24 protein-coding genes, 2 tRNA genes, 1 other RNA gene and 1 pseudogene are annotated in these 25,559 nt (G+C 70.2%); 13 read left to right on the forward strand and 15 right to left on the reverse strand.

All coding sequences use genetic code 11. The annotated features are described in order from the left end of the window. Positions 1 to 417 precede the first annotated feature (417 nt). From IE096_RS26840 to IE096_RS26850, 3 genes are all read left to right on the forward strand, one after another. Positions 418 to 1,173: a DUF6551 family protein gene (locus tag IE096_RS26840; protein ID WP_308430383.1), complete on the forward strand. Its 756-nt coding sequence runs from the start codon at positions 418 to 420 to the stop codon at positions 1,171 to 1,173. Positions 1,174 to 1,369: 196 nt separating this feature from the next. Continuing rightward, positions 1,370 to 1,452, forward strand: a tRNA-Leu gene (locus tag IE096_RS26845). 488 nt (positions 1,453 to 1,940) lie between these two features. After that, positions 1,941 to 3,851: a S9 family peptidase gene (locus IE096_RS26850; RefSeq protein WP_373298212.1), complete on the forward strand. Its 1,911-nt coding sequence runs from the start codon at positions 1,941 to 1,943 to the stop codon at positions 3,849 to 3,851. Here IE096_RS26850 and IE096_RS26855 read toward each other — a convergent pair. The 10 genes and pseudogenes from IE096_RS26855 to IE096_RS26900 all read right to left on the reverse strand — a co-directional run. Beyond that, a pseudogene (locus IE096_RS26855) lies at positions 3,841 to 4,617 on the reverse strand (SURF1 family protein); the annotation flags it as partial. The gene IE096_RS26850 and the pseudogene IE096_RS26855 sit on opposite strands and share 11 nt — an antisense overlap. 57 nt (positions 4,618 to 4,674) lie before the next feature. After that, positions 4,675 to 5,886, reverse strand: a complete 1,212-nt coding sequence (locus IE096_RS26860; RefSeq protein WP_189456006.1) for a hypothetical protein — start codon at positions 5,884 to 5,886, stop codon at positions 4,675 to 4,677. Further along, complete coding sequence (locus IE096_RS26865; protein WP_229820636.1) at positions 5,883 to 6,599, reverse strand: SigE family RNA polymerase sigma factor; 717 nt, start codon at positions 6,597 to 6,599, stop codon at positions 5,883 to 5,885. Before IE096_RS26865 ends, IE096_RS26860 begins: the two co-directional genes overlap by 4 nt. Before the next feature lie 405 nt (positions 6,600 to 7,004). Beyond that, complete coding sequence (locus IE096_RS26870) at positions 7,005 to 8,153, reverse strand: aspartate-semialdehyde dehydrogenase (RefSeq protein ID WP_189456011.1); 1,149 nt, start codon at positions 8,151 to 8,153, stop codon at positions 7,005 to 7,007. Continuing rightward, the gene (locus IE096_RS26875; RefSeq protein WP_189456013.1) at positions 8,150 to 9,421 is read right to left on the reverse strand and encodes an aspartate kinase; all 1,272 of its coding nucleotides are present in this window, start codon (positions 9,419 to 9,421) and stop codon (positions 8,150 to 8,152) included. The genes IE096_RS26870 and IE096_RS26875 overlap by 4 nt, the downstream gene beginning before the upstream one ends. Before the next feature lie 126 nt (positions 9,422 to 9,547). Continuing rightward, positions 9,548 to 9,925: a hypothetical protein gene (locus IE096_RS26880; protein WP_229820637.1), complete on the reverse strand. Its 378-nt coding sequence runs from the start codon at positions 9,923 to 9,925 to the stop codon at positions 9,548 to 9,550. Further along, entirely contained in the window at positions 9,922 to 10,125 is a 204-nt protein-coding gene (locus IE096_RS26885) for a plasmid partition protein ParG (RefSeq protein WP_189456014.1), read from the reverse strand. The genes IE096_RS26880 and IE096_RS26885 overlap by 4 nt, the downstream gene beginning before the upstream one ends. Positions 10,126 to 10,169: 44 nt before the next feature. Then, entirely contained in the window at positions 10,170 to 10,991 is an 822-nt protein-coding gene (locus IE096_RS26890; RefSeq protein WP_189456016.1) for a hypothetical protein, read from the reverse strand. 238 nt (positions 10,992 to 11,229) lie between these two features. Next, complete coding sequence (locus IE096_RS26895; protein WP_229820638.1) at positions 11,230 to 11,499, reverse strand: DUF397 domain-containing protein; 270 nt, start codon at positions 11,497 to 11,499, stop codon at positions 11,230 to 11,232. Further along, the gene (locus IE096_RS26900; protein WP_189456018.1) at positions 11,496 to 12,317 is read right to left on the reverse strand and encodes a helix-turn-helix domain-containing protein; all 822 of its coding nucleotides are present in this window, start codon (positions 12,315 to 12,317) and stop codon (positions 11,496 to 11,498) included. Before IE096_RS26900 ends, IE096_RS26895 begins: the two co-directional genes overlap by 4 nt. Before the next feature lie 89 nt (positions 12,318 to 12,406). On the opposite strand from IE096_RS26900, the gene IE096_RS26905 reads away from it, so the two are divergent. The 3 genes from IE096_RS26905 (at position 12,407) to IE096_RS26915 (ending at position 14,924) form a co-directional block, all read left to right on the forward strand. Beyond that, a complete protein-coding gene (locus IE096_RS26905) occupies positions 12,407 to 12,850 on the forward strand; it encodes a hypothetical protein (protein WP_229820639.1) in 444 nt (147 codons plus the stop codon). A gap of 194 nt (positions 12,851 to 13,044) precedes the next feature. Further along, entirely contained in the window at positions 13,045 to 13,917 is an 873-nt protein-coding gene (locus IE096_RS26910; protein WP_189456021.1) for a calcium-binding protein, read from the forward strand. 5 nt (positions 13,918 to 13,922) lie between these two features. Further along, positions 13,923 to 14,924 (forward strand): calcium-binding protein, encoded by a 1,002-nt coding sequence (locus tag IE096_RS26915; RefSeq protein WP_189456022.1) that lies wholly within the window; start codon positions 13,923 to 13,925, stop codon positions 14,922 to 14,924. Positions 14,925 to 14,988: 64 nt separating this feature from the next. Here IE096_RS26915 and IE096_RS26920 read toward each other — a convergent pair whose 3' ends face one another. The 5 genes from IE096_RS26920 to ffs form a co-directional block, all read right to left on the reverse strand. After that, complete coding sequence (locus tag IE096_RS26920; protein ID WP_189456024.1) at positions 14,989 to 15,663, reverse strand: DUF5063 domain-containing protein; 675 nt, start codon at positions 15,661 to 15,663, stop codon at positions 14,989 to 14,991. Beyond that, positions 15,656 to 16,255 (reverse strand): recombination mediator RecR, encoded by a 600-nt coding sequence (recR, locus tag IE096_RS26925; protein ID WP_126915205.1) that lies wholly within the window; start codon positions 16,253 to 16,255, stop codon positions 15,656 to 15,658. The genes IE096_RS26920 and recR overlap by 8 nt, the downstream gene beginning before the upstream one ends. 76 nt (positions 16,256 to 16,331) lie before the next feature. Further along, the gene (locus IE096_RS26930; protein ID WP_373298213.1) at positions 16,332 to 16,646 is read right to left on the reverse strand and encodes a YbaB/EbfC family nucleoid-associated protein; all 315 of its coding nucleotides are present in this window, start codon (positions 16,644 to 16,646) and stop codon (positions 16,332 to 16,334) included. Positions 16,647 to 16,921: 275 nt separating this feature from the next. After that, complete coding sequence (locus tag IE096_RS26935) at positions 16,922 to 19,405, reverse strand: DNA polymerase III subunit gamma and tau (protein ID WP_189456026.1); 2,484 nt, start codon at positions 19,403 to 19,405, stop codon at positions 16,922 to 16,924. A 108-nt stretch (positions 19,406 to 19,513) separates the two neighbouring features. Continuing rightward, positions 19,514 to 19,608: signal recognition particle sRNA small type (gene ffs / locus IE096_RS26940), an RNA gene on the reverse strand. A 122-nt stretch (positions 19,609 to 19,730) separates the two neighbouring features. Here ffs and IE096_RS26945 point away from each other — a divergent pair. From IE096_RS26945 to rpmF, 7 genes are all read left to right on the forward strand, one after another. After that, positions 19,731 to 19,818, forward strand: a tRNA-Ser gene (locus IE096_RS26945). 497 nt (positions 19,819 to 20,315) lie between these two features. Beyond that, a complete protein-coding gene (locus tag IE096_RS26950) occupies positions 20,316 to 21,770 on the forward strand; it encodes an MFS transporter (protein ID WP_229820640.1) in 1,455 nt (484 codons plus the stop codon). A 76-nt stretch (positions 21,771 to 21,846) separates the two neighbouring features. Beyond that, positions 21,847 to 22,452 carry a response regulator transcription factor gene (locus IE096_RS26955; protein ID WP_189456029.1) on the forward strand — a complete coding sequence of 202 codons (606 nt, stop codon included), beginning with the start codon at positions 21,847 to 21,849 and terminating at the stop codon, positions 22,450 to 22,452. A gap of 185 nt (positions 22,453 to 22,637) precedes the next feature. Then, positions 22,638 to 22,886 (forward strand): 50S ribosomal protein L28, encoded by a 249-nt coding sequence (gene rpmB / locus IE096_RS26960; protein WP_373298214.1) that lies wholly within the window; start codon positions 22,638 to 22,640, stop codon positions 22,884 to 22,886. 59 nt (positions 22,887 to 22,945) lie between these two features. After that, a complete protein-coding gene (locus IE096_RS26965) occupies positions 22,946 to 23,410 on the forward strand; it encodes a hypothetical protein (protein ID WP_189456031.1) in 465 nt (154 codons plus the stop codon). 149 nt (positions 23,411 to 23,559) lie between these two features. Beyond that, positions 23,560 to 25,005 (forward strand): MFS transporter, encoded by a 1,446-nt coding sequence (locus tag IE096_RS26970; RefSeq protein WP_229820641.1) that lies wholly within the window; start codon positions 23,560 to 23,562, stop codon positions 25,003 to 25,005. A 381-nt stretch (positions 25,006 to 25,386) separates the two neighbouring features. Next, entirely contained in the window at positions 25,387 to 25,557 is a 171-nt protein-coding gene (gene rpmF, locus IE096_RS26975; protein WP_189456035.1) for a 50S ribosomal protein L32, read from the forward strand. Positions 25,558 to 25,559: the final 2 nt, after the last annotated feature.

The raw sequence follows: 25,559 nt of genomic DNA on the forward strand, positions 1-25,559 counted from the left end.
ATATCCCGGAATCTCTAGATTCCATCGAATCGCCGAGTAGGTTCTCCAGAACACTGGCGAGCGAGGATGCGCCCAGCGAGGTAAGGGATCAGCCTGCGGCGTGTGATCCTCCGTCAAGAAATCCTGCTCCTGCAGCCATACTCGCGCCGCTTCTACGGCCGGCTCCGGAGATCGCCCGCGCCGTAGCCTCCCTCGCGGGAGTGTGCGTAGGGATTTCCGCTATCACGGAAGTTTCCTGCTCGTCTGCGGCAGATCTCGCTCACTGGAGTAGTGAAGTCCGGAACTGCCGAAGGATCATCAACAGTTTCCACGCCCTACTGAAAGAGGCTGCAAGTGCTTAGGACGTCACACACGACAACAATTGAAGAGCTCGCGCCATCAGCGATCACCACAGACCCAGTAGTGAACACACGCCCTGTGGACAGGTCCTGGGTGTCCCGTAAGCTTCGAGAGGGGTTCGATGTAAAGCGTCTCGGAGTTCCGACCGTATCTGCCAGAGTGGACGGATCCCATATTTGGGTGGACGGCCAGAACCGAGGCGCCCTATGCCTAGCAGCCGATCGAGCCGACATCAAAATCAGCATGAAAGTGTTCCACGGGCTAACCGTAGAAGAGGAGGCGGAACTATTCCTAGGACTGAACGACAATCGTAGGGTACAGCCGATTTACAAGTTCATGGCAGAGGTGACGGCTGGGCGCCCGGAAGCTCTCGCGATTACGAAAATCGCGACATCAAATGGCTGGGCAGTGTCCGACAGTAGCGCCAGCAACGCAATCCATGCCGTAGCCGCTCTCACTCATTTGTATAAGTCAAGCCCAGAATCTCCCGGCAAGACGCTCAAGGATACGTTGGCGATCGTGGCCACCGCTTGGGGTATCGTCCCCGAGGCGGTCAGCGCCGGCGTCATTCTCGGCCTCGGGGCTTTCCTCGCTGACTGCCCAGAAATCGACCATCAAATTTTGACGAAAAAGCTCTCTAGCTACCCTGGCGGGCCCGCTAGTCTCCTTGGAAAAGGGAGAGGCCTTCGAGAGGCAACGGCGTGCACCGTTTCTCAGGGTGTCGATCAGGTGATCCGTACCGTTTATAATTCAGGGCGCCGTAATGGGCGGGTGTCCACGTGGGCCGTTCCAGTCAGCCAGCCCGGACCAGTCCAAGAGGCCATCCTGGCCTAAGCCTCACCTTATGCGGCGATGGGACCAACCCATTAACCGTCGCAAGCGGTGCGTCGCGCCACCTCTAACCCCGAGACCAAGCAACCGGGGAACAGTACGTCGTCGCTCTCATTGGGAGAAATTGGGGAGACGATCTTCTCCCGCACCCCGTGCAGAACCGACTTAGACCTGCGCAGGCCGCCCGCGTGACCTGCACGGGGGCGAGACGGGCAGGTCACGATCGCCCGCCGAACTTCGTTCGGGACGAAGAGGTCGTGGGTTCAAATCCCGCCACCCCGACAGGTGAATAACCAGCTCAGGCCCGGTCTTCTCTGCGAGAAGACCGGGCCTGAGTCGTTTGCTGGAGCGCCGCGAGGGCTGCGGGGAGCAAACGAGGAGTGGATCTTGGAAAGCGGAATCTCCGGGATCCCGCTACCGGTCCCGCCGCAGCAGCACACCCAGGACTCGGACCGGTGATGTAGGTCACATCACCGGTCGCATCTCCGGCGCCGCTTCCCAGACGTCCTTCGCTCACCGGCGACCCATGCGGGTCGCGCAGGTGAAGGGCTCTCGTCGCGCTCGCGTCAGTCGTGGCAGCGGTGCTCGTGTTGGATCCGGGCGTGGCGTGCCCAATTGCGCTGTGACCAGGGGCCGCAGAGCGGGCGTCAGCAGCGCGGCGGTCAAGTTATCCACAGGCTCGGGCGCTCGCCGACGCGTTGTCGGCTCGGCGGCGCAGAATGGGGGGCATGACTGAGAGCAACGGGTCCCTGCGAGGCGGCGCGGACGAGATGCCCATCGCCTCCATCGCCACCATGCCGGACTGGGAGAAGCGCTTCCGTGCGCCGCGCACCGGGCTGCCCCGGTGGGCCGAGGACGCCCCGGAGCGGTCGCTGTTCACCTCCAGCGCCACGGGGACCTTCGAGCTGTACGCCTGGGACCGGGCCACGGGCACGCAGCGCCAGGTCACGGACCGGCCCAATGGGACGACGGGCGGGGTGCTGTCCCCGGACGGGGAGTGGATCTGGTGGTTCTCCGACACCGACGGGGACGAGTTCGGCGTCTGGGTCCGCCAGCCGTTCCACGGCGGGCCCGACGAGCCCGCCGCGCCCGGCCTGGAGCCGTCGTACCCGGACGGGCTGGCGCTCGGCCGGGACGGGACGGCCGTCATCGGCCGTTCCACGGACAAGACGGGCTCGTCCGTCCACGTCATAAGGCCAGGCCACGACGCCGTGGAGATCTACCGGCACCAGCAGTCCGCGAGCGTCGGTGATCTGTCCCACGACGGCACGCTCATCGCCATAGAACACACCGAGCACGGTGACGCCATGCACTCCGCCGTCCGCGTCGTGCGCGTCGACGGCACGGCCGTCGGCGAGCTCGACGACACCCATGGCGGCACCGAGGAACTGGGCCTGTCCGTGATGGGCTTCGCGCCCGTCGACGGGGATTCGCGGCTGCTCGTCGGCCACCAGCGGCGCGGCCGCTGGGAGCCCATGCTGTGGGACGCGGTCACGGGTGAGGAGACCCCGCTCGACATCGACCTGCCCGGCGACCTCGAGGCCGGCTGGTACCCCGACGGGTCCGCGCTGCTCATCGTCCACGGCTACCAGGCGCGCAGCGAGCTGTGGCGGTACGAGCTGGGCAGTGGCGAGCTGACCCGGCTCGACACCCCGCCGGGCACTGTGTCCGGGGCGCTGCCGCGCCCGGACGGGACGGTCGAGTTCCTGTGGTCCTCGGCCGCCAAGCCGCCGGTCGTCCGGTCCACGGCCGGGCATGTGGTGCTGGAGCCGCCGGCGGCGACGCACGGCGTCACCCACGCCCCGGACTCGGTGCCGGTCACCGACGCCTGGGTCGAGGGGCCCGGCGGCATGGTCCACGCGCTGGTGCAGCAGCCTGCGGGCGAGGGGCCGTTCCCGACGGTCTTCGACATCCACGGCGGCCCCACCTGGCACGACAGCGACGCCTTCGCGGCCGCGACCGCCGCCTGGGTGGACCACGGGTTCGCGGTCGTCCGGGTCAACTACCGGGGTTCCACCGGCTACGGGCGGGCCTGGACGGACGCCCTCAAGCACCGCGTCGGGCTGATCGAGCTGGAGGACATCGCCGCCGTCCGCGAGTGGGCCGTGGCCTCGGGGCTCGCCGACCCCGAGCGGCTGGTGCTGGCCGGCGGGTCCTGGGGCGGCTATCTGACGCTGCTGGGCCTGGGCACCCAGCCCGATTCCTGGGCGCTGGGCCTGGCCGCCGTGCCGGTCGCGGATTACGTGACGGCCTACCACGACGAGATGGAGGCCCTGAAGGCCCTGGACCGTACCCTGCTCGGCGGCACGCCCGAGGAGGTGCCGGAGCGCTACGCCGCGTCGTCACCGCTGACGTACGTCGACGACGTGCGCGCCCCTGTCTACATCTCCGCCGGGGTGAACGATCCCCGCTGCCCGATACGTCAGGTGGAGAACTACGTCGAGCGGCTGAAGCTGCGCGGCCACCCGCACGAGGTCTACCGCTATGACGCGGGGCACGGCTCGCTGGTGACGGAGGAGCGGATCAAGCAGCTTCGGCTGGAGATCGCTTTTGCCGAGCGTCATCTGGGCCGTCCGGGTTCGGAGCGTCTGCCTTCGGACCGTTCGGCTTCGGACCGTTCGGCTTCGGACCAGCCGGGTTCGGACCGTTCGGGTTCGGGCCGTCCTGGTCCTCGGGGGTGATGCCCAGCGCCAGGTCCCGGGCGGCCTCGGCCTCGCGGCGGAAGAGCCGGAACCACATGAAGGCGACGAAGCCGGCGAAGACGAACCACTCACCGGTGTAGCCGAGGTTCTGGAAGGCCTTGAGGTCCAGGCCGCTGTTCGGGGGGGCGGCCGGGGGCACGGCGGTCAGCGGGGCGGGCGCCTCGCGCAGGGTGATCCACGCGTCGTACACCTCGTACGGCACCAGGTTCACCAGCGAGGCGGCGCTGATCACGCCGACCTGGCCCTGGGGCAGCCCTCCGGAGGAGTGGACGCCCTTGGACGTCGGGCTCTCCGAGGACTGGAGCGCGCCGGTCACGGTGACCTCGCCGGACGGCGGGGCGGGCACCTTGGCGGCATCGGCGGACACGTCGGCCGCGCCGGGCAGCCAGCCCCGGACGACCGGCAGGGCCTTCCCGCCGTCGGTGCGCAGCAGGGTCAGGACGTAGAAGCCCTTGCGCTCGTCGAGGTCCCGGTCGGGTACGAGCAGCTGGTGCCCGGTGTCGTAGCGGCCGGTGGCGGTGGCTTGTCGTCCGGAGGTCTCGGTGCTCACGGGCAGCAGTTCGCGCAGGGGCGCGGAGGCGGCCGCCCGGGCGTCGTCGGCCTGGGTCTGCTGCTCGCGGTGCGAGTCGACACGCGTCTCGAAGCGGCTGAGCTGCCAGCTCCCCATGAACAGGCAGAAGGGGATGGCCAGCACGGCGAAGACGTTGATCCCCCACCAGCGGGGAGTCAGCAGGAACCGATACACACCACCACGGTACGGGCACCGCCCCGGCACCGATCGGCCGGGGTTAATCGGCCAGGGTCAAGCCGATGGCGGGGTCTGTGCCGCCAGCGGTCCCGTGCGGTAGATCGTGCCCGCGCAGGCGTCGGGGAGGGTGGCGTCGGCGGCCTTGGGTTCGCCCACGTCCGGGGTGTGGCTGAGGACGACCGTGGCGGGGGGCTTGGGCTGGTCCGGGTCCTGGGGCTGGACCTTCTCCTCCGTCTTGGTCGCACTGGGGGCCGCGGTGGCGGCGGTGGTCTGCGGGGTGGCCGTGGGGGCCGTCGGCCGGGCGCAGCCGCTGGGGCCGCCGTCGGCCGCCGGGACCCACGCGAACTTGATCTCGTACGCCTGCCCCGGCTGGAGGATCACCTGGCTGGGCTGGACGGAGGGGTCGGGCAGCGCGGGCGCGGCGTCGCCCGACGTGTGGTCGACGACGGTGACCCGAGTGCTGTCCGCGCTGCCCTGGGCGTGCGCGGCGACGACGCCGGAGCCGGCGACGGAGCAGACGGTGCGGGAGACGTTGACGACGCGGAACGTGCCGTAGATCTTGCCGTTCTTGTCGGCGGCGCCGACGGTGCTGGTGCCCTTGCCGAGCTGGTCGCGGTCGCAGGTGGGCGAGGCGGCGATGAGGGTGGGCCCGGGGGCGGGGGCGGTGCCGGCGATGGAGCCGGTCGGGCCGGTGGCGCTGCCGCCGTCCTTCTTCCGCTCCTCCTCCCGCTTCTTCTCCTCGTCCTTCTTCCGCTCGTCCGGCCGGGTGGAGCCGTGGCTGTGCTCCGGCTCCACCTCGTCGCCGTCGGCGCCGCGCTGTCCGCCCGTGAGTTCGTGGGTGCGCTGGCGGCTGCTGGCGGCGTTGGCGGCGTGGTCGTCCGCGGTGCCCGCGGTCGTGGCGACGTGGATGAGGGCGGGCAGGGCCGTCGCGCCGAGGATCACCGCCGCGGCGGCGCCGACGACGGCCTGGCGGCGTCGGGTGCGCCGGGCGGGTACGGCACGGCGGAGGTGCTCCAGCGCGTCGGGCGAGGGCTCGAGGTCCTCGACAGCGCCGTGCAGCAGTCGGCGCAGCGCCTGCTCGTCGAGAGAGTCGAGCGAGCCGAGGGAGCCGAGAGAGTCGGGCGAGCCGAGGGAGCCGAGGGAGTCGTTCCCCTGGGGCCGGTCGCCGGAGTGGTTCTTGTCGTGTGTCATGTCGTGCGCGCGCGGGCCGGAGGATTCCGGCTTATCACGCCCTTCCGGGGAGTGCGGGAAGTGCTGGTGGCTCATACCGGTGCCTCCATGGCGATCCGGAGTGCCGCGATGCCCCGCGAGCCGTACGCCTTGACCGAGCCCAGGGAGAGCCCGAGGGTCTCGGCGACCTGGGCCTCAGTCATGTCGGCGAAGTAGCGCAGGACAAGGACCTCGCGCTGGCGGCGCTGCAGTCCTCGCATCGCTTTGATCAATTGATCCCGCTCCAGTTGTTCGTACGCGCCTTCCTCGGCGCTCGCCATGTCGGGCATCGGCTTGGACAGCAGCTTCAGCCCGAGGATGCGGCGCCGGAGCGCCGAGCGGGAGAGATTGACGACAGTCTGCCGCAGGTAGGCGAGGGTCTTCTCCGGGTCGCGGACGCGGTTGCGCGCCGAGTGGACCCGGATGAACGCTTCCTGCACCACGTCCTCGCAGGAGGCCGTGTCGTCGAGGAGCAGGGCGGCGAGGCCGAGCAGCGACCGGTAGTGGGCCCGGTAGGTCTCGGTGAGATGGTCGACTGTGGTGCCCTCAGCCATCGCCTCGTCAGCGTCCCCCGGGCGCGGCGTCGGCCGTGTGGACGGCTGCGGTGACGCCTGCGGGGAGAGCGCCGAGGAGATCGGCGTGATGGGTGCGAGCTGCGCGACCGAGGCGGAGCCGGGGGCGGGCTGCGCGGACGTCGTCGAGGACTGTGCGGGGACCTGCGGCGGAAGCTGCCCGGGGCGGGCGGCCGACCAGGGAGCGATCACCGGCATACCGCCCGGCGCTCCGGAACGCGGACGCACCGCGGCGCTGCCGCGCCTCGGTACCGTTGCGATGCTGATGACCTCTGCCACGCCTGTTGGACACGCTTCCCCCCGTCAGGGTTGTACGCGCCAGGCATGGCGATCGACGACGCGCCACGGGACGCGTCGGACGACGCGCCGCATGACGAAGCGCCATGTGCCCTCATGCGTACCAGCTCTTCCTCAATGCCCCGGTTCATACCCCGTGCCTTGGCGCCGTCGCTAAGGACGGCGACAAAGACGACCCCCGCCCAGGGCGCGGTTGCGGCGGGCGGGGAGCGAAATCCTCGAACACAGCATCTGCCCAGTTCAAGAGGTCTGGACCAACGAGTTGATCACAGGACCTTCACACATTCCCCAGCCGTCCACCAAGTATTACGGAGCAGTAAGCTCGGCCGCCACGCATTCCGCGATCTGCGCGGTGTTCAGAGCGGCCCCCTTGCGCAGATTGTCCGCGCAGACGAAGAACTCGAGCGCCCTCGGGTCGTCCAGTGACCGCCGTACCCTCCCGACCCACGCCGGATCCGTGCCGACGGCGTCTGCCGGAGTGGGGTATTCCCCTTCCGCGGGGCTGTCGCACAGCACCACGCCCGGAGCGTTGGCCAGCACCTCGTGCGCCCGCTCCACGGTCACCTCGTTCTCGAAGCGCGCGTGGACGCTCAGCGAGTGGGTCGTGATCACGGGTACGCGGACGCAGGTCGCGCTCACCCGCAGCCCCGGCAGTCCCAGGATCTTGCGGCTCTGGTCGCGTAGCGCCAGTTCGGCGGAGGACCAGCCGGCCCGGTCATCGGCCCCGCCGGCCCGGTCATCGGCAGAGGCAGCGACATCCGTCCCCACCCACGGCACCACGTTCAGCGCCACCGGCGCCGGGAACGGGCCCGTGCCCTCCCCCACCGCGCGGCGCAGATCGCCGGGGTGCGTCCCCAGCTCCGTACCGGCCACGGCCGCGAGCTGCGCCCGGAGCGCCTCCGCCCCGGCCCGGCCCGCGCCGGAGGCCGCCTCGTACGTGGAGACGATCAGCTCGTCCAGCCCGAACGCGGAGTGCAGCGCGCCCACCGCGACGATCATCGCCAGCGTGGCGCAGCCGGGGCTGGCGACGATGCCGCGCGGCCGCATCCGGGCGGCGTGGGCGTTGACCTCGGGTACGACCAGGGGTACGTCCGGGTCCATCCGGAAAGCGGCGGAGTTGTCCACCACGACCGCGCCCTTGGCCACCGCGATCGGCGCCCAGCGTGCCGAGATCTCGTCCGGAACGTCGAACATCGCGACGGCGACGCCCTCGAACACCTCCTCGCTCAGCGCGACGACCTCGGTCTCCTCGCCCCGGACGAGCAGCTTCCGGCCGGCCGAGCGCGGGGACGCGATCAGCCGGATCTCGCCCCATATGTCCGCGTGCCGCGAAAGGATCTCCAGCATCACGCCGCCGACGGCGCCCGTGGCACCGACGACGGCGAGCGTGGGCCGACCGGCCCGGCCGGCCCCGGCGCCGCGCACGGCGGCACCGGGAACGGCGGCGGCCGTCATCGGCCGGTGCCTCCGTAGACGACGGCCTCGTCGCTCTCGCTGTCCAGGCCGAACGCCGTGTGCACGGCGCGCACGGCGTCCTGCACGTCGTCGGCGCGCGTGACGACCGAGATGCGGATCTCCGACGTCGAGATCAGCTCGATGTTCACCCCGGCGTTGGACAGGGCCTCGAAGAACGTCGCCGTGACCCCCGGGTTCGTCTTCATCCCCGCGCCGACCAGCGAGATCTTCGCGATCTGGTCGTCGTAGCGCAGCGAGTCGAAGCCCACGCCCGCCTTCGTCTTCTCCAGCGCCTCGACGGCCTTGCGGCCCTCGGTCTTCGGGAGGGTGAAGGAGATGTCCGTCAGACCCGTCGTCGCGGCGGAGACGTTCTGCACGACCATGTCGATGTTGATGTCCGCGTCCGCGATCGCACGGAAGATCGTCGCGGCCTCGCCCGGCTTGTCCGGCACCCCGACGACCGTGACCTTCGCCTCGGAGGTGTCGTGTGCGACGCCCGAGATGATCGCCTGCTCCATCGGCTGGTCCCCTTGCGGTTCGTTGCTGACCCAGGTGCCGGGCAGCCCCGAGAAGGACGACCGGACGTGGATCGGGATGTTGTAACGACGTGCGTACTCGACGCAGCGGTGCAGCAGCACCTTGGAACCGGAGCTCGCCAGCTCCAGCATGTCCTCGAACGAGATCCAGTCGATCTTGCGGGCCTTCTTCACCACCCGCGGGTCGGCGGTGAACACGCCGTCGACATCCGTGTAGATCTCGCACACCTCGGCGTCCAGCGCGGCCGCCAGCGCGACGGCCGTCGTGTCACTGCCGCCACGACCCAGGGTCGTGATGTCCTTCTTGTCCGCGGACACACCCTGGAAACCCGCCACGATCGCGATGTTGCCCGCGTCGACGGACTGCTGGATCCGGCCCGGCGTGACATCGATGATGCGCGCCTTGTTGTGGGCCCCGTCCGTGATCACACCGGCCTGGCTGCCCGTGAAGGACTGCGCCTCATGGCCGAGGTTTTTGATCGCCATCGCCAGCAGCGCCATGGAGATCCGCTCTCCGGCCGTCAGCAGCATGTCGAACTCACGCCCGGCAGGCATCGGCGACACCTGCTCAGCGAGATCGATCAACTCGTCCGTCGTGTCGCCCATCGCGGAAACCACGACGACCACCTGGTGGCCGTTCTTCTTGGCTTCCACGATTCGCTTGGCGACCCGCTTGATGCCCTCGGCATCGGCAACGGAGGAGCCTCCGTACTTCTGCACGACAAGGCCCACGTGCGCTCCTCGCAGCTATACGTAATGCGGTCGGGTCCGAGTCTAACGAGAGGTCGGAATCGGCCACGGGGGTCCCACATGGTGAGATTTCCGGCCGCGCGACAGGTCGGCCGCAACTTGTCCGCCCTATCCGTCCAGCACGGACCGCAGCTGCTCCGCAACGGCGAATATGTCCGCTCGCCCCTGCTTCGCCGCGTCCACCAGATCGGCCAGGAGCATCGGCGACGGCAACGCCTTCGCCCCCGCCACCCCGAGATAGGAGCGGGTCGCGGCGGCCGCGTAGAACTCGTTCATCGGCGAATCCAGGGGCGGGCACACCGCGAGGGTGTGCAGGAACGCGGCGGCCCGCAGAGCGAGGTCCGGTTCCGGCTGCCCCGCCACCAGCACCAGGTCGCTCTGATGACGAGCCACAGCGGCGACCACCCCGGAGGGGTCCCACACCGTGGGGTCGGAGGGCAAATGGTGCGCCAAGGCGCTCCACGCCCATTCCATCGTGATCTTCACTTGCCGAATCGCTCCTGGAAGTAGTCCCAGTGTTCCGCGAATTCCTCGACTCCCGCGAGGAATCGCTCCCGGTCCTCATCCAGCTCCCGGGTCGTCACTTCGGTGATCAGCGCGGTGACCGTGGTGCCCTGCGCCGCCGCACGCGCCTTGAGCCGGTCGTGGAATTCCTCGTCCAAGCGGATGGTGACGTGTCTCGACATGGCTCCAACGTACAGCGCCACCGCTGTACACGCCTCGTTTTCGCTCAACCGTCACAGCCCCTTCCGCCCCTACGAGCGATGCCGGCGGCGGCGCGGAGTCTGTCGGCGTGGCGGGCGACTTCGTCGGGGGGCAGGGCCTCGCCGGTGCGGTCGGGGGAAAGGGGACGGGTGAATCTCGCGGGCACGGGGGGCATTTTTCGCTCCAGGCGTTCGCGCATGAGTCCGGCGGGTCTGTTGATCGGATGCGGCAGGCCGGCCGTCAGGGCCGCCGTCATCTGTTCGGGGGTCGTGTCGAGCGCCAGCCACCGCGCGGCGAGGGGTTCGAGTTCCGCGCACTCGGCAGCGGAAAGCGTCAGTCTGGGGTCGACACGACCGAGAGAAGCGAGGGCGCGGTACGCGCGCGAGCGGCGGGGTTCCGGCTGCGGAGCCGGGTGCGGTTGCGGAGCCGGTTCCGGCTCCGGTCGGTCCGCGGACGGTACGTCGCCTCGCAGCAGCCGCTCCCACCACGAGGTGGGGCGCGCGGTGCGCGAGAAGAACGTACGCGTCACCCAGCGCTTTCCCGCCTCCGTGGCCTCGACGACGGGACGAACGAGCAGGTGACCCGCCTCGCGCAGGTACCGCAGCGCCGAGCGGCACGCCTGCTGGCCGTAGTCCGGGAGGACCTTCGCCAGCGTCTTCGCGTCCATCGCCGCCCCCTCGGGCAGCTGGTCGATGAACGCGGCGATCGACGCCTCGCGCCTGGGCAGATGTACGAAGTCGTTCGCCGTGCGCGGCGCCTGGTCGGGCGCGACGCGCTTTCCGTAGCCCGGATTGGCCATGGGGTGTGTGGGAGTGGGCAGGGCAGTACTAGAGTTGGCAACAGCCATGGATCGAATCCTCGGTGTTTATTCGATCTAGCAGGTCAGGCCCCGGATCGGTGTTCGAGCACCGGCCGGGGTCGTCTGTTGTTAGGGACGTTAGGGCGTCCGCACTCCGCGTCGCAACCGGATCACGTCAAGTCATCACAGTTGTGGTATAGGCGACTTGGGAGGGTGGGTGGGAGATATCCCCCACCACCCATTCCTCTAAAGCAGCGCTCGGGTCTCGGCCCTCGGAGCTCGGGTCTCAAGCCCGGGCGACGAAACCCGTGAATTCCGCCCACGCGGCGGGGGTGACATCGAGTCTCGGAGCTCGGAGCTCAAGCTTCGAGTCCCGGACGTGGACGGTGTCGGGGCAGGTCGCCACCTCGACGCATGCGTCGCCTTGGTCGCTGCTGTAGCTGGACTTCCGCCAGGCATAGGCGACTTCGACGCACGCGCCGCCATCACTGCCGCTGTAGCTGGACTTGAACCAGTCCAGACCTTCACTGCCCGATATTCGGGGGTCGTAGTTCACAGCTCTCCCAGAATCTCCTCAATCACGCTCACCGAGTCCTCGGGGGTGAGCGCCTGCGATCGCAGGATCGCATAGCGCATGTTCAGGACGGATACCTCCTTGGGGCCGGTGTGCAGCACGCTGCCCATCTGCCCCTCGAAGTAGACCAGCCGCTGCTGATCCTGCGTCTCCAGCAGGTACATCGAGCCCGCAAGCCCGGCGTGGGTCTCGCGCTTCGTCGGCATGACCTGGAGGTCGACGTTGCGCCGTTCAGCGACCTGCAACAGATGTTGCAGTTGCCCGCGCATGACTTCCTTGCCGCCGATCGGCCGTTCCAGAACGACCTGCTCGATCACGGCGCTGATCACCGGGATCGGGCTCCGGTCCAAAAGCCGCTGGCGCTCCATACGAGCGGCCACCCATTCCTCGATCTGCTCCTCATCGACGATCGGTCGGCTGCTCTGAAACACCGCTCGCGCATAGTCCTCCGTCTGGAACAGGCCGGGAATCACACGGCTCTCGTAGATCCCGAGCTGGGCGCACTCCTCCTCGTACTTCGCATACTCCTCGAACCAGTCCGGGAACTTGCTCTGCACGATGTGCTTCGCCGCCTCCCGTAGCAGTCCTCCCCCATCGCACAGCTCCTCCGCCGCGTCGATGAGCTGGATCGACGGCTTTCGTCGTCCCTGTTCGACCGAACAGATCATGTCCACCGAGTACTTCGCCGCCTCGGCGAGCCGTTCCCTGCTCACGCCCGCGCGCCTGCGCACCGCTTGCAGCACCGCTCCGAACATCCGCATCGTCGCCGACTTGGACCGGGCTTGCCTGCCGTCCGACATGCTTCTCCCTCCCGGCATTCCCCCGCAGTCGCGTACCGAACCGGGGGTCCACCTCCAGTCACTGGTCAGGCTAGGCACGATCACCCATCGTGTTCGCCGTGAAAGACGAAACTCACCCACCAACCTCAACAATTGCCTTCCGTCCAGAGTGGGTTCCGCTGGCAGGACACCACCTGTGGCGCTGCGGCGTGCACTTCGACGCCGTACGCGCCCAGGGCGTGCGGGGTGAAGAGTTCGCCCTGCAGCTCATCGAACGCGCCGCGCCCGACCCGGGGCCGGTGGTGTGCGAGGCGAAGGGGTTCCGCTGGACGTACTTCCTGCTGCCGCCGGGCACCGCGAAGAACTACCCGTGGCCCATGGGCGTCCAGTGGTTCAGCGGGACGCGCACGATCGCGTACATCGGGGTACCCGCGTTGACGGGGAACACGTGGCCGTTGCTCTGGTACTCGCGTCCGACGCGGGCGGCGCCGTTCGTGGACCCGAAGACGCTGCACAACGTGATGGATCCGGCAGGTCCGATTCCCCGCTTGTGAGGTCCGTGAAGCACGGCAAGCCTGGCGCAATGCCTTCCAGACATGTACGTCATGTACGTAGAGCCGTCGGTTCGCTCGCCGTGGGCCTCGCGTTCGTGGCTTGGGCGGCCCCGGCCCCGGCCGCGGTCGCCGAAGCCCCCGCCGACCCGCCCGGCTGCACCCGGAGCGCCTTACCGGGCGGCGGAGTTCACATTGTGTGCGTTCAGGGCGTCCCCGTCGGCACGACCCTCAACGGCACCGACAAGGCGGACCTCATCGAGGTCAGCGGCGGCGACGCGCATCTGAACGGCGCTGTCAACGGCCTCGGTGGGGACGACGTCATCACCGTCGACAGGATCCGCGCGAGCGGCGGCAGCTTCGAGATCCGTGGCTCCATCGACGGCGGTGACGGCGACGACCGGATCACCGTGACCGACCAGGACAGGTTCAGCGTCGAGGGCCCCATCCACGGCGGCGCGGGCGACGACACCATCACCACTGGAGGCGTGTCGTTCCGGGGGCTCATCGACGGTGGCGCCGGGGACGACAGGATCACCACCGGCGGCGTGCACAGCGCCATGATCGACGGCGGCGAAGGAAACGACACCCTCCAGCTCGCCGCCTACGTCGTACCCGCGTACGACAAGTCGAGCCGCCTCGACGGCGGGCCGGGCAACGACACCATCACGGTCGGGTCGCTCAGCGGCCCGCTCCACGGCGGCCCGGGTGCGGACGAGATCATCGTCAACGGGATCGGCCGCCTGACGGGCCGCCTCATCAGAACCGTCACCGTCGACGGCGACGAGGGCGCCGACGTCATCCGCCTCGGGGCGATCGGTGTCGACGACGGGGAACTCCCCGGTCTCGTCCGTGGGGGTGCCGGGGCCGACCTCATCGAGGTGCCGTCCGTCGGGCAGGGCAGGAGTGCCACGGTCTCCGGGGGCGACGACGATGACGTCATCCAGGGGCCGGGCGGCACCTCGGTCGTCGTCGGCCAGTACGGGACCGTCGACGGCGGGCGTGGCGACAACCTCTGCCGCACCGACAACCGCGCGGGCGGCACCGTCACCAACTGCGGGGCGGTGTGAGAACCGTGAACCTCAGAAGGCTCTCAGCCACCCTCGCCCTCGCCGTGACCGCCGCCCTGTCGGCGTCACCCGCGCACGCGGCCACCGCCGACCCTGCCGATCCGCCCGGTTGCGTCCGCCATCCGCTCTCCGGCGGCGGCGAACGCATCGTCTGCGCGCAGGGGATCCCCGCCGGCACGACTCTCAACGGCACCGACAAGGCGGACATCATCGAGATCCCCCTCAGCGGCGCCGGGACCGGCATCGTCCGCGGCACGGTCAACGGCCTGGGCGGCGACGACATCATCACCGTCCACCAGGTCCTGTCCGGCAGCGTGAACGGCGGTGACGGCGACGACGAGATCACCGTCACCGGCAAGGGCGACCAGTACGGCGACGAGAACGTCAGGGGCACGGTCGACGGAGGGGCGGGCGACGACACGATTGCCACCGGCGGCGTCGTCCTGGGAACGGTCAGCGGCGGTGACGGCAACGACGTCATCGAGACCGGCTCTGTCGCCGTCAACAGCACGATCAGCGGCGACGCGGGCCACGACACGATACATGTCACGGAACTCGACAAGAGCGGGCGGTTCGACCGCTCCGCCGTCAAGGGAGGTGACGGCAACGACACCATCGTCATCGAAAGCGCGGACGGCAACGTGGACGGCGGCAAGGGCAACGACTCGATCACCGTCGACAGGGTGGAGGGCCGCGGGTACGGCCACCAGCTCCAGATCTGGGGCGGCGAGGGCGACGACACCATTCGCACCGGCGCCTTCGGTGGAACCGAGACGAACGCCGGAAGCATCGACGGGGGTCCGGGCGCCGATGTCATCGAGGTGCCGGAGATCGGGCAGGTCAACCCCGCCTCCGTCGTGGGCGGTGACGGCGACGACATCATCCGGGGGCCGGGCGGCACAGCCCTGGTCGTCGGCCCGCGCGGCACCGTCGACGGCGGCGCGGGCCTGAACACCTGCCGCACCGACAACCGCTTCGGCGGGACGGTGGCCAACTGCCGGGCATAGCCAACTGCCGGGCGTAGGGCCCTCCCCGGGGGCGTAGGGCCCTACGCGGGCGCCCAGGGACGTCTCAGACGTCCCTGGGGACGTTCCGGGCCCGCATGACCATCGGGCCGCCGATCTCGGCGGCCATGACGCGGCCGGCTTCCTCGGCGAGCTGCTCCTCGGGGTCGATGGCGTCCGTGTCGAGGCCGTCGAGCTCGGCCAGCGGCTGGTCGAGGCGGACGTGGGCGACGAGCGACTGGAGGGCGCGCAGGCAGGCGGAGGCGGTGGGGCCCCAGTTGGAGAGGTAGGAGAACTGCCACCACCACAGGGCCTCGCTGACGCGGCCGTCACGGTAGTGGGCCATGCCGTGGCGGAGGTCGGTGATGATGTCGGCGAGGTCGTCGGAGATCCGGGAGGCGACGGGCGCGCTGCGCGGGACGTAGGGGTCGAAGACCTCGGAGTAGACGTCGACGGGGTCGAGCATGGTGGCGAACCGCTCGCGGAGCTCGTCGACGTCCGGCTCGGGGCCGACGTCGGGCTCGTAGCGCTCGTCGGGGACGAAGTCCTCGTGGGCGCCGAGGCGGCCGCCGGTGAGGAGGAGCTGGGAGATCTCCAGGAGGAGGAAGGGCACGGCGCTGTCGGGCTCGTCGCCTCGGGAGACCTCGGTGACGGCCACGATGAAACTCTCGATCGAGTCCGAGATCGAGACGGCGAAGTCTCCGGGATCGCGCTTGGCGTCGTGCAGCGTTGCGTCAGACATCGAGAAGTCTTCTCCCTTCGAAGGCACGGCCGAGCGTGACCTCGTCGGCATATTCAAGATCCCCACCCACGGGAAGACCGCTGGCCAGCCGGGTGACCTTCAGCCCCATGGGCTTCACCATGCGCGCGAGGTACGTGGCGGTGGCCTCGCCCTCGAGGTTGGGGTCGGTGGCCAGGATCAGCTCGGTGACCGTGCCGTCCGCGAGCCGCGCCAGCAGCTCGCGGATCCGCAGGTCGTCCGGGCCGACGCCCTCGATGGGGCTGATGGCCCCGCCGAGCACGTGGTAGCGGCCGCGGAACTCGCGCGTCCGCTCGATGGCGACGACGTCCTTGGGCTCTTCCACGACGCAGATGACCGCGAGGTCGCGGCGCGGGTCCTGACAGACCCGGCAGCGCTCCTCCTGCGCGACGTTGCCGCAGACCGCGCAGAAGCGGACCTTGGCCTTCACCTCGGTCAGGGCGTGGGCGAGCCGGCGGACGTCGGCGGGCTCGGCCTGAAGGATGTGGAAGGCGATCCGCTGCGCGCTCTTGGGACCGACGCCGGGCAGCCTGCCCAGCTCGTCGATGAGGTCCTGGACCACGCCTTCATACACGGATCGGGTTCTCCTTCGTCTTCAGTTTCTTCGGTTCGAGCGGTTTAAGCGGTTCGAGCGGTTTAAGCGGTGGGGGTCAGAACGGGAGACCCGGGATGCCGCCGCCGCCCAGGCCCTGGGCGAGGGGGCCGAGCTTCTGCTGCTGCATCTTCTGGGCGGTCTCGTTGGCGTCGCGCACGGCGGCCACGACGAGGTCCGCGAGGGTCTCGGTGTCCTCCGGGTCGACGGCCTTGGGGTCGATGACCAGGTTCTGGAGCTCGCCGGCACCGGTGACGGTGGCCTTCACCAGGCCGCCGCCGGCCGTGCCGTCGACGAGGGTGCGCGCCAGCTCCTCCTGAGCCTTGGCGAGGTCCTGCTGCATCTTCTGGGCCTGCTGGAGCAGCTGCTGCATGTTGGGCTGACCACCGGGGAACAAGGTTTCGCTCCTGGCTCTCGACGACTCAATGCGTTCCGAGGCATTCCGAAGCGTTCCGAACGCTTCATGCTTCGGTAGCCCGAGCCTACGTGCTCACCGGGCGGTGCGCCCTACGCCGCAGGAAGGAGAAGGGGCGCGCGCGGGCGCTTTGCGCTGCGCGCGCTCCTGACCTGCGGTTTCGTGCCCGCCTGCTGGCTATTTCGTCGGCTGTTCGTTGGCTGTCGGTTGGCGCTTCGCCGGCTGTCGGCCGGCTATTCGTTGGCGATTTCCTCGATGACGGTCGCTCCGAGCTCGCGCACGATCAGGTCGTGGCCGGTCAGGGCGGTGTCGTCGAGATCCGGGTCGTCCTCGGCGGGGATGTCGTCCTCGGGGGCGACGGGCGGGGCCTCGGGCTCGGCGGCGGCGCCGTACCGCTGTGCGGGGCCGGAGGGGGATGCCGGGGCGGCGGCCGAGTGTGCCGGGGTGGCCTGGGTGGGGGATGCGGCCTGCTGCGGGGGCGCGGCCGGGGCGGGGGCCTGGGCCGCGGGGGCCGCCTGGGGGCGGGCGTAGGCGGGGGTCGGGGGGGCGGCGGGGGCGCCGCCGTAGCCGCCACCACCGCTGTAGCCGGTGGAGCCGCCGCCGAAGCCGCCGGAGCCGCCGCCGGGCGGGTTGGCGCCGCCGGAGGGGTCGACGATGAGCTCGGTCTTCCACTGGAGACCGAGATCGCCGAGGGCCTGCCGCAGGACGTCCTCACTGCCGCTGTTGGCGAAGCTGTCGCGCGCGCCGGCGTTGGAGAAGCCGACCTGGAGCGTGATGCCGTCACAGCCGGCGACCTGGGCGTTCTGGCTGAGCAGGATCCAGGTGAAGCGGCGGCGGTTCTTGACCGCCTCCAGGATGTTGGGCCAGAGCTGACGCGCCTGGGAGGCATCGCCCTGCGGGGCGCCCACGGGCCCGCCCGTGGGCGCGGCGGGGGCGGCGGGCGCGGCGGGGCTGCCGCCCGTGGGCCAGGCGCCGGCCTGGGGGGCGGAGGGTGCGCCGGGCGCGGCGCTCGTCGGCCACGCACCGGCTTGCGGGGCGCTCGCGGCCTGCGGGGCGTTCGCGGCCTGGGCGGTGCCGGGCTGCGGAGCGGGAGCCGAGCCGGGTGCGGCGGCGGTCGGCCAGGCGCCGGGCTGCGAGCCGGGGGCGGCAGGGGCCTGACCCTGGGGCGCGGGAGCGGCAGTCGCCGCGCCGGTACCGGCCGGCCACGCGCCGGCCTGGCCGCCGGAGGCGGCGGGGGCGCCCGCACCTCCCTGGGCCGGGCCAGCCGCCGGAGCGGCGCCCGTCGGCCAAGCACCAGCACCCGCCTGCGGGCCGCCCGCCGTCGGGCCCTGGCCCTGGGCGGGCCCCTGCGCCGCCGGAGCGGCGCCCGCCGGGGCGGCGCCGCCACCACCGGCACCGGCGCCCGTCACGGCCGCGCGTGCCGCCGCCGGGCCGGACAGGCCGGCGGCCGGAGCGGGGGCATGGGCGGGAGCGGGGGCGGGGACGTGGGCGTCCGGCCCCGGGACGTAGCCGACGGCCGTGCCGGGCGGGGCGGGGGTGAAGGCCGCGGCGGCCGTCGCCGCGCCGCGCTCCAGGCGGTCGAGGCGGGCGCGGACGGACCGTTCGTCGTCGAAGGCGGCGGGCAGCAGGACGCGGGCGCAGATGAGCTCGAGCTGGAGGCGCGGGGAGGTGGCGCCGCGCATCTCGGTCAGGCCCTCGTTGACCAGGTCGGCGGCGCGGCTGAGCTCGCCGCCGCCGAAGACGGACGCCTGGGCCTGCATCCGCTCGACCACATCCGCCGGGGCGTCGATGAGGCCCTTCTCGGCGGCGTCCGGGACGGCGGCGAGGATCACCAGGTCGCGCAGCCGCTCCAGCAGGTCGGCGACGAAGCGGCGGGGGTCGTTGCCGCCCTCGATGACGCGGTCGACGACCTCGAAGGCCGCGGCGCCGTCACCGGCGGCGAAGGCGTCCACGACGGCGTCGAGCAGGGAGCCGTCGGTGTAGCCGAGGAGGGACGTGGCCATGGCGTACGTCACACCGTCCTCGGCGGCACCGGCGAGGAGCTGGTCCATGACGGACATCGAGTCACGCACGGAGCCGGCGCCGGCGCGGACGACCAGCGGGAGGACGCCGTCCTCGACGGGGATCTTCTCCTGCTCGCAGACCTCGCCCAGGTACTCACGGAGGGTGCCGGGCGGGACGAGCCGGAACGGGTAGTGGTGGGTACGCGAACGGATCGTGCCGATGACCTTCTCGGGCTCGGTCGTCGCGAAGATGAACTTCAGATGCTCCGGGGGCTCCTCGACGACCTTCAGCAGGGCGTTGAAGCCCGCCGAGGTGACCATGTGGGCCTCGTCGATGATGTAGATCTTGTAGCGGCTGCTGGCGGGGCCGAAGAATGCCTTTTCGCGCAGCTCACGGGCGTCGTCCACGCCACCGTGCGAGGCGGCGTCGATCTCGATCACGTCGATCGAGCCGCGCCCGTTCCGCGCCAGGTCCTGGCAGGACTGGCACTCCCCGCACGGGGTGGGCGTCGGGCCCTGCTCGCAGTTCAGGCAGCGGGCGAGGATGCGCGCGCTGGTCGTCTTGCCGCAGCCGCGCGGGCCGCTGAACAGGTACGCGTGGTTGACCCTGTTGTTCCGCAGGGCCTGCTGCAACGGGGCGGTGACATGCTCTTGCCCGATGACCTCTGCGAAGGACTCGGGGCGGTAGCGGCGGTAGAGCGCGAGGGACGACACACCTACGACGATATCGGGCCCCACTGACAAGTGGCCTCCGTCACAGATCCCCCGGCCCGCACCCAGGGGCGCACCCGGGCCGTGCCGGCCCGCAGGAGCCCGGAAAACACAAGGGCCCCTCACGCACCCGCCAGAGCCCACTTACCCTTGCTGCCTTCCGGCCCTGGGGGAGTTGGGTGAGATAGCGCCACGTGAGGGGCTTGCCCCCAGCGTAGCGGATCGCCGGGGGTGCTCGGCCACTCCTCGCCCCCTCCCCACGCGCCCGGACCCCCTCCCGGGAGCACGTGTTCGCGAGCACCCCTCAGAGTCTTGTATTGTTTGCGGCGGAGGATTCGCCTAGAGGCCTAGGGCGCACGCTTGGAAAGCGTGTTGGGGGCAACCCCTCACGAGTTCGAATCTCGTATCCTCCGCCAGTGCCTCACCGGGCACTACCGAAGGCCCCGACCGGGAAACCGGCCGGGGCCTTCGGCGTTCTGGTCGCAGTTCTGGTTGCAGTTCCGCCCTCGGACCTGGACCTGGGGGGCGGAGATCCTGCGCCGGCCGCATGGGCAGCGGGGACCCGAGGGCGAGCACCAGGCAGGGAGAGCCGTGCCGGTCCTCCACTCCGGCCGGTGGCCAGATAAATGGATTGCGACTTCTGCTGCCACGTGAGTAGCGTGATCAGCGTCACGGAGCCATGTGCTCCAGTCGCACATGTCACGAGGTGATGACTTATCTCCCAGGCCTGACAGCCGCTTGTCCTGAGGCTTGACCCCCCTGCCCTTCCCTGGCAGCGCGCGGTCGCCTCAGCAGCGGCGTACCCATCGGCCTGGGCGTCGTCGTACCCATTTCTTCCTGTCACCGCAGTGAGCGGGACGGGCACGCCTGGCCTGCCCTTTTCCCATTCTGCCCCCAGAACAGGAACTGCTCCGTGTCCGCCGACACCGACCATTCCCCGCTCCTCTCCGCCTCCCCCGAGAGCCGCACATCCCGCGGCCGCACCATCACGCTCGTCGTCGTCCTGGTCGCCGAGCTGATGAACGCCCTCGACGGCTCCGTCGTCTACACGGCCTTGCCTTCCATCCAGAGCGACACCGGTGCCTCCACCGCTGCCGTGCAGTGGATCCACGCCGCCTACGCCCTGACCTTCGCCCTCGGGCTGATCACCGGCGGCCGTCTCGGTGATCTCTACGGCCGCAAGCGGGTCTTCCTGCTCGGAACCGGTGTCTTCACCGCGGCGTCGCTGCTCTGCGGCCTCGCCGGCACCCCGGGCCTGCTGATCACCGCCCGCGTCGTCCAAGGCGGTGCAGCGGCGGTCATGATCCCGCAGGTCCTGGCGACCCTGCACGTCACCTTCGACGAGGGATCCCGGGCCAAGGCATTCAGCCTGTACGGCACCATCATGTCGCTGGGCAGCGTCGCCGGACCGGTCCTCGGAGGCGTCGTCACCGGCGCTGACCTCTTCGGCCTCGGATGGCGCCCGATCTTCCTGATCAACCTGCCCATCGGCCTGGCGGCCGTGCTCCTCGGCCTGCGTCATCTCCCCGAGTCCCGGGACCGTGACGGCCGGCGTCTGGACGTCGTGGGCGTGGCTCTGTCCGGCCTGGGCCTGCTGCTGATCGCCTGGCCCCTCACTGTCGGCGGCGAACACCACTGGCCCGTCTGGAGTTTGGTCATGCCGGTGGCGGGCCTGGTGATCCTGGTCGTCTTCGTGCTCCAGCAGCGGGCCAGGACCGTACGGGGCGGCGCCCCGCTGGTCGTCATCGCACTGTTCAAGGACAGGGCCTTCAACGCCGGCCTGGCCGCGCAGTTCGTCTTCGGGTTGCTGTCCGGGGTGTTCTTCCTGACCTGGACCTTGTTCCTGCAGGACGGCCTCGCCCTGACCCCTGGGCAGGCGGCCCTGGGCTTCGTGGCGGCCTCCGTCGGTGAAATAGGCGGTGCCTGGCTGGTGATGAGCCTGGCCGCTCGCCTGGGCCGCCGGGCCCCGCAGGCCGGGGCCCTGCTGGCCGCTGCCTCGCTGGGTGGCTATGCGTGGCTGATCGCGGACCAGGGCACCGGTCTGTCCTTGGCGCCGGCCGTGGCGCCGATGCTCCTGGTAGGGCTCGGCCTCGGCATGGTCGGTGCCGCACTGGCCGACATGACGCTCAGTCGGGTGGACGGCGACCACGCCGGTTCCGCGTCAGGGGTCTTCAACACCTCGACCCAGCTCGGCATCGCTCTGGGCACGGCACTGACCACCGTGGTGTTCTTCGCCCACTCCCCGGCGGGCAGCCGGGGAACCGCGGTCACCACAGCGTTCACCGGAACGATCTGGTACGTCATCGGCGCCATGCTGGCGCTGTGGGCCCTCATGCTCCTGCTGCCCAAGCGCCGCCCCGCAAGCTGAACTCCGGGCTGGACCGGGCTGGTCGGCCGCCACGCCCTACCGGCCGACACGTCTTTCGAAGAGGAACACCACCGCCATGATCCGAGTGCTGATCGCCGACGGCCTGCGACTGCCGCGCGAAGCACTGTCCGCCGTGCTTTCGTCCGAGCCCGGCATGCACGTGGTCTCGCAGGTACCGCGCGGCGACGCGGTGGTGCCGAGCGCGCTGCGTACCCTTCCGGACGTGGCTCTGCTGGACGCCGGCCTCCCGGGACTGGACGGGGTCACGGCCGCGGCACAGCTCAAAGCTGCCCTGCCCTCCTGCCGCGTCGTCATCGTGACCCCTCCGGAGCGGCCCGGCTCCCTCAGGACTGCCCTCGGCACCGGGGTGGACGGGGTCCTGGGCAAAGGCTTGTCGGTCAAAGAGCTGGCGGAGACGGTCCGCAAGGTGGCCCGCGGCGAGCGGATCCTGGATCCGCAGCTCGTCACCGACGCCCTGCACGCCCCCGGCAACCCGCTCAGCCGGCGCGACATCGACATCCTCCGCCTGGCCGCGCAGGGGCACACCCCCGCAGAAATCGCCGAGGTCCTGCACCTCTCGCCAGGCACGGTCCGCAACAACCTGGCCGCGATCAACCGCAAGGTCGGAACCCGCAACCGCATCGAGACGATACGTACGGCTTCCGCCCGGGGCTGGATCTGACGCCCACGGCGGGTCTGCGGGTCGGGGCGCCGTGCAACGCCGTACGGCGCCCCGACGGAAGTGCAATCTGCACGGAAAGCAATGCAGTTCGCCCTCGATTCGGGGATTTCCGCGGTAACCACGGACACGCCTGACACCCTCGTTCAGCGAAGCACGTGACCAGCAAAGGAACGAGCGGTGATCAAATGCGCCGCAGACCGGGAGATGCAGTGTCCAGTCGATGTGATGTATGCGGAAAGCAGCCGGGCTTCGGAAAGCGTGTGGCACGCGCCGGGCTCCGTGCCCAGGTTCGGCACGTGAAGGGGCGGTCGACTCGCCGATTCAATCCGAACATCCAGCCGGTGCGGGCCGTCAAGGACGGCACGCCTGTCCGCATGAAGGTGTGCACTTCTTGCATAAAAAAGGGAAAGGTGGAGCGCCGCGTCTCGGTGTAGGTCTCCCGAGGCAGCGGTCCGGCGGCCTCAAGAAGATGGCCCGTATTCACCATGCGGGTATGGGCATGCGGCGCCAACGTCGCCCCGAGCGGGACGAGTTCCCTTGCCTGGACTGCGGCTTCCTGACCGCACCTCTTGACGGTCCGGACGAGTGGTACATGGTGCATGACAGCGTATGGCAATGCGCCGGTATCGCGGAGGACAGCGTCCTTTGCGTCGGTTGCCTTGAGGCCCGGCTCGATCGCCGACTGCTGCACACGGATTTCACACCCGTCGCTCTCAACGACCCGGATTACGGTCACCACAGCGAACGATTGCTCAGCCGCTTGCGACCCAGGGCTGCGGCAGGGCGGGCGAGGACAGAGCGGTCGGAAAATGAGTTTGCACAGACTGGCGCCGACCGTACTCTGGACGACTGCGAAGCGCGTCCGCGCTTCGTCCGTGTTGTGTTTCACGAGGTGATGACTTATCTCCCAGGCCCTGTAGCCGCTCGTCTTGAGGCGCTCTTTCCGGCTGTCCGCTGAAGCGGGCTTCCGACGCATGCCTCGACGGTGGTGCACCCGATGGCCTGGGCTTCGTCATACCCTTTTCCGCTCCTGCTCGCAGCGGGCGTACGGGCATGCCCGGGCTTGCCCCTCAACCCCTCCCCATGCGAACAGGAATTGTTGTTTCCGTGTCCACCGACACCCATACCTCCGGCCGGCCGCGCTCCGGCGCCGGGCCGGGCCGCGCCCGCACCGTCACCTTGGTCGTGGTGCTGATCGCGGAGCTGATGAACGCGCTGGACGGCTCGATCGTCTACACCGCGCTGCCGTCGATCCAGGCCGACACCGGTGCCTCCAGCGCCGCGACGCAGTGGATCCCGGCCGCGTACACCCTCACCTTCGCCCTTGCTCTGATCACCGGCGGCCGCCTGGGTGACTTCTACGGCCGTAAGCGGATCTTCCTCGTCGGCACAGGTGTGTTCACCCTGGCATCGCTGCTGTGCGGCATCGCCACCGGCCCGGAATTGCTGATCGCCGCCCGGGCCCTTCAGGGCGCGGCCGCCGCGGCGATGGTGCCGCAGGTCCTAGCCACGATCCACGTCACCTTCGACGGGGAATCGCGGGCCAAGGCGTTCGGCCTCTACGGGATGATCATGTCGCTCGGCGGTGTCCTCGGCCCCGTCCTGGGAGCCGTCCTGACCGGTGCCGATCTCTTCGGCCTCGGCTGGCGGCCGATCTTCCTGATCAATCTGCCGGTCGGCCTGGCCACCGTCCTGCTCGGCCTCCGGTGCATACCGGAGACCCGTGACCAGCAGGCCCGCCGCCTGGACCCCCTGGGCATGGCCCTCTCCAGCCTGGGGCTGCTGCTGATCGCCTACCCGCTCACCGTCGGCGGCGAGCAGCACTGGCCGGCCTGGAGCTTCGCCATGCTGGCCGCAGGGGCCGTCGTGCTGGGCGTTTTCGTGGCCCAGCAGCGGGCGAAGGCCGCCAAGGACGGCTCGGCGCTGGTCGCGCTGTCCCTGTTCCGGGGCAAGGCGTTCGCCGGCGGGCTGGCCGCCCAGCTGGTCTTCGGACTGGTCTCCGGCGTGTTCCTCCTGACCTGGACCCTGTTCATGCAGGAGGGACTGGGCTTTTCTCCGGCGCAGTTCGCTCCGGGGTCGATCGCCGTCTCGATCGGCGGTATGACCGGTGCCATGCTCGCCTCGAAGATGGCGGCGCGTCAGGCCCGGCGCGTCCCGCAGGCGGGTGCCGTGCTCGTCGCGGTCACCCTGGTCGGCTACCACCTGCTGATCACCGCCCAGGGCACGGGTCTGCCGTTCGCGGCCGCCGTTGCCCCGATGATCCTCTTCGGGGCCGGCTTCGGCATGGTCGGCGCCGGGCTCGCCGGCCTGGCGCTCGGCCAGGTGGGACACGAGGACGCGGGGTCCGCGTCCGGGCTGTTCAACACCGCGATGCAGCTCGGCACCGCCCTGGGCATCGCCGCGGCCTCCGTGGTGTTCTTCACCCACGCCCCGGCCGGCAGCCACGGCACCACCGTGACCAGCGCCTTCGCGGGCACCATCTGGTACGTCACCGGAGCCCTGGCAGTGATGTGGGCCCTGATGTTCCTGCTGCCCCGCCGGACACGCGCCTGACCACCCGGTGCCCCCTCTGCCATCCGCAGATGGGGCACCGGGACACAAGCGCGCCTCCGGGGTCTGGGACCAGCCGCCGGAACCTGCGCGCTGAGCCCGTCGGACGTGCCCTGGTTGCGGTTTTGGTTGCGGTTGCACCGAGTCCCTGCCATGAGGAGCGGCCGCCCCGGTCAGCCCGCGAGGGAGGGCGACAGCCCCGGCATGCCGTGCCGGCAGTCCAGCGAGGCGCGCCGGCATGCCACCCGACGCCGGCGCCCGCGGTACGGAGTCGCAGCACAGGGGCGCAGGCGCCGCCAGGGCCGCCCAGGACACACTGTTGGTAACGGTTTCCGTTTTCATATAGCGTGGCGGCACGCACCCGACGACGGAGGTCCCGTTCCCATGGCCGTGCCCAAGCGGAAGATGTCCCGCTCCAACACCCGCCACCGCCGCGCCCAGTGGAAGGCGAGCACGCCCCACCTGGTGCCGGTCACCGTCGAGGGCGCCGTGCACATGGTTCCGCAGCGCCTGGTGAAGGCGTACGAGCGCGGGCTGCTGCGCCCGGAGGGCTGACG

Source organism: Streptomyces abikoensis, assembly GCF_014648775.1.
GTDB classification, from domain to species: domain Bacteria; phylum Actinomycetota; class Actinomycetes; order Streptomycetales; family Streptomycetaceae; genus Streptomyces; species Streptomyces abikoensis.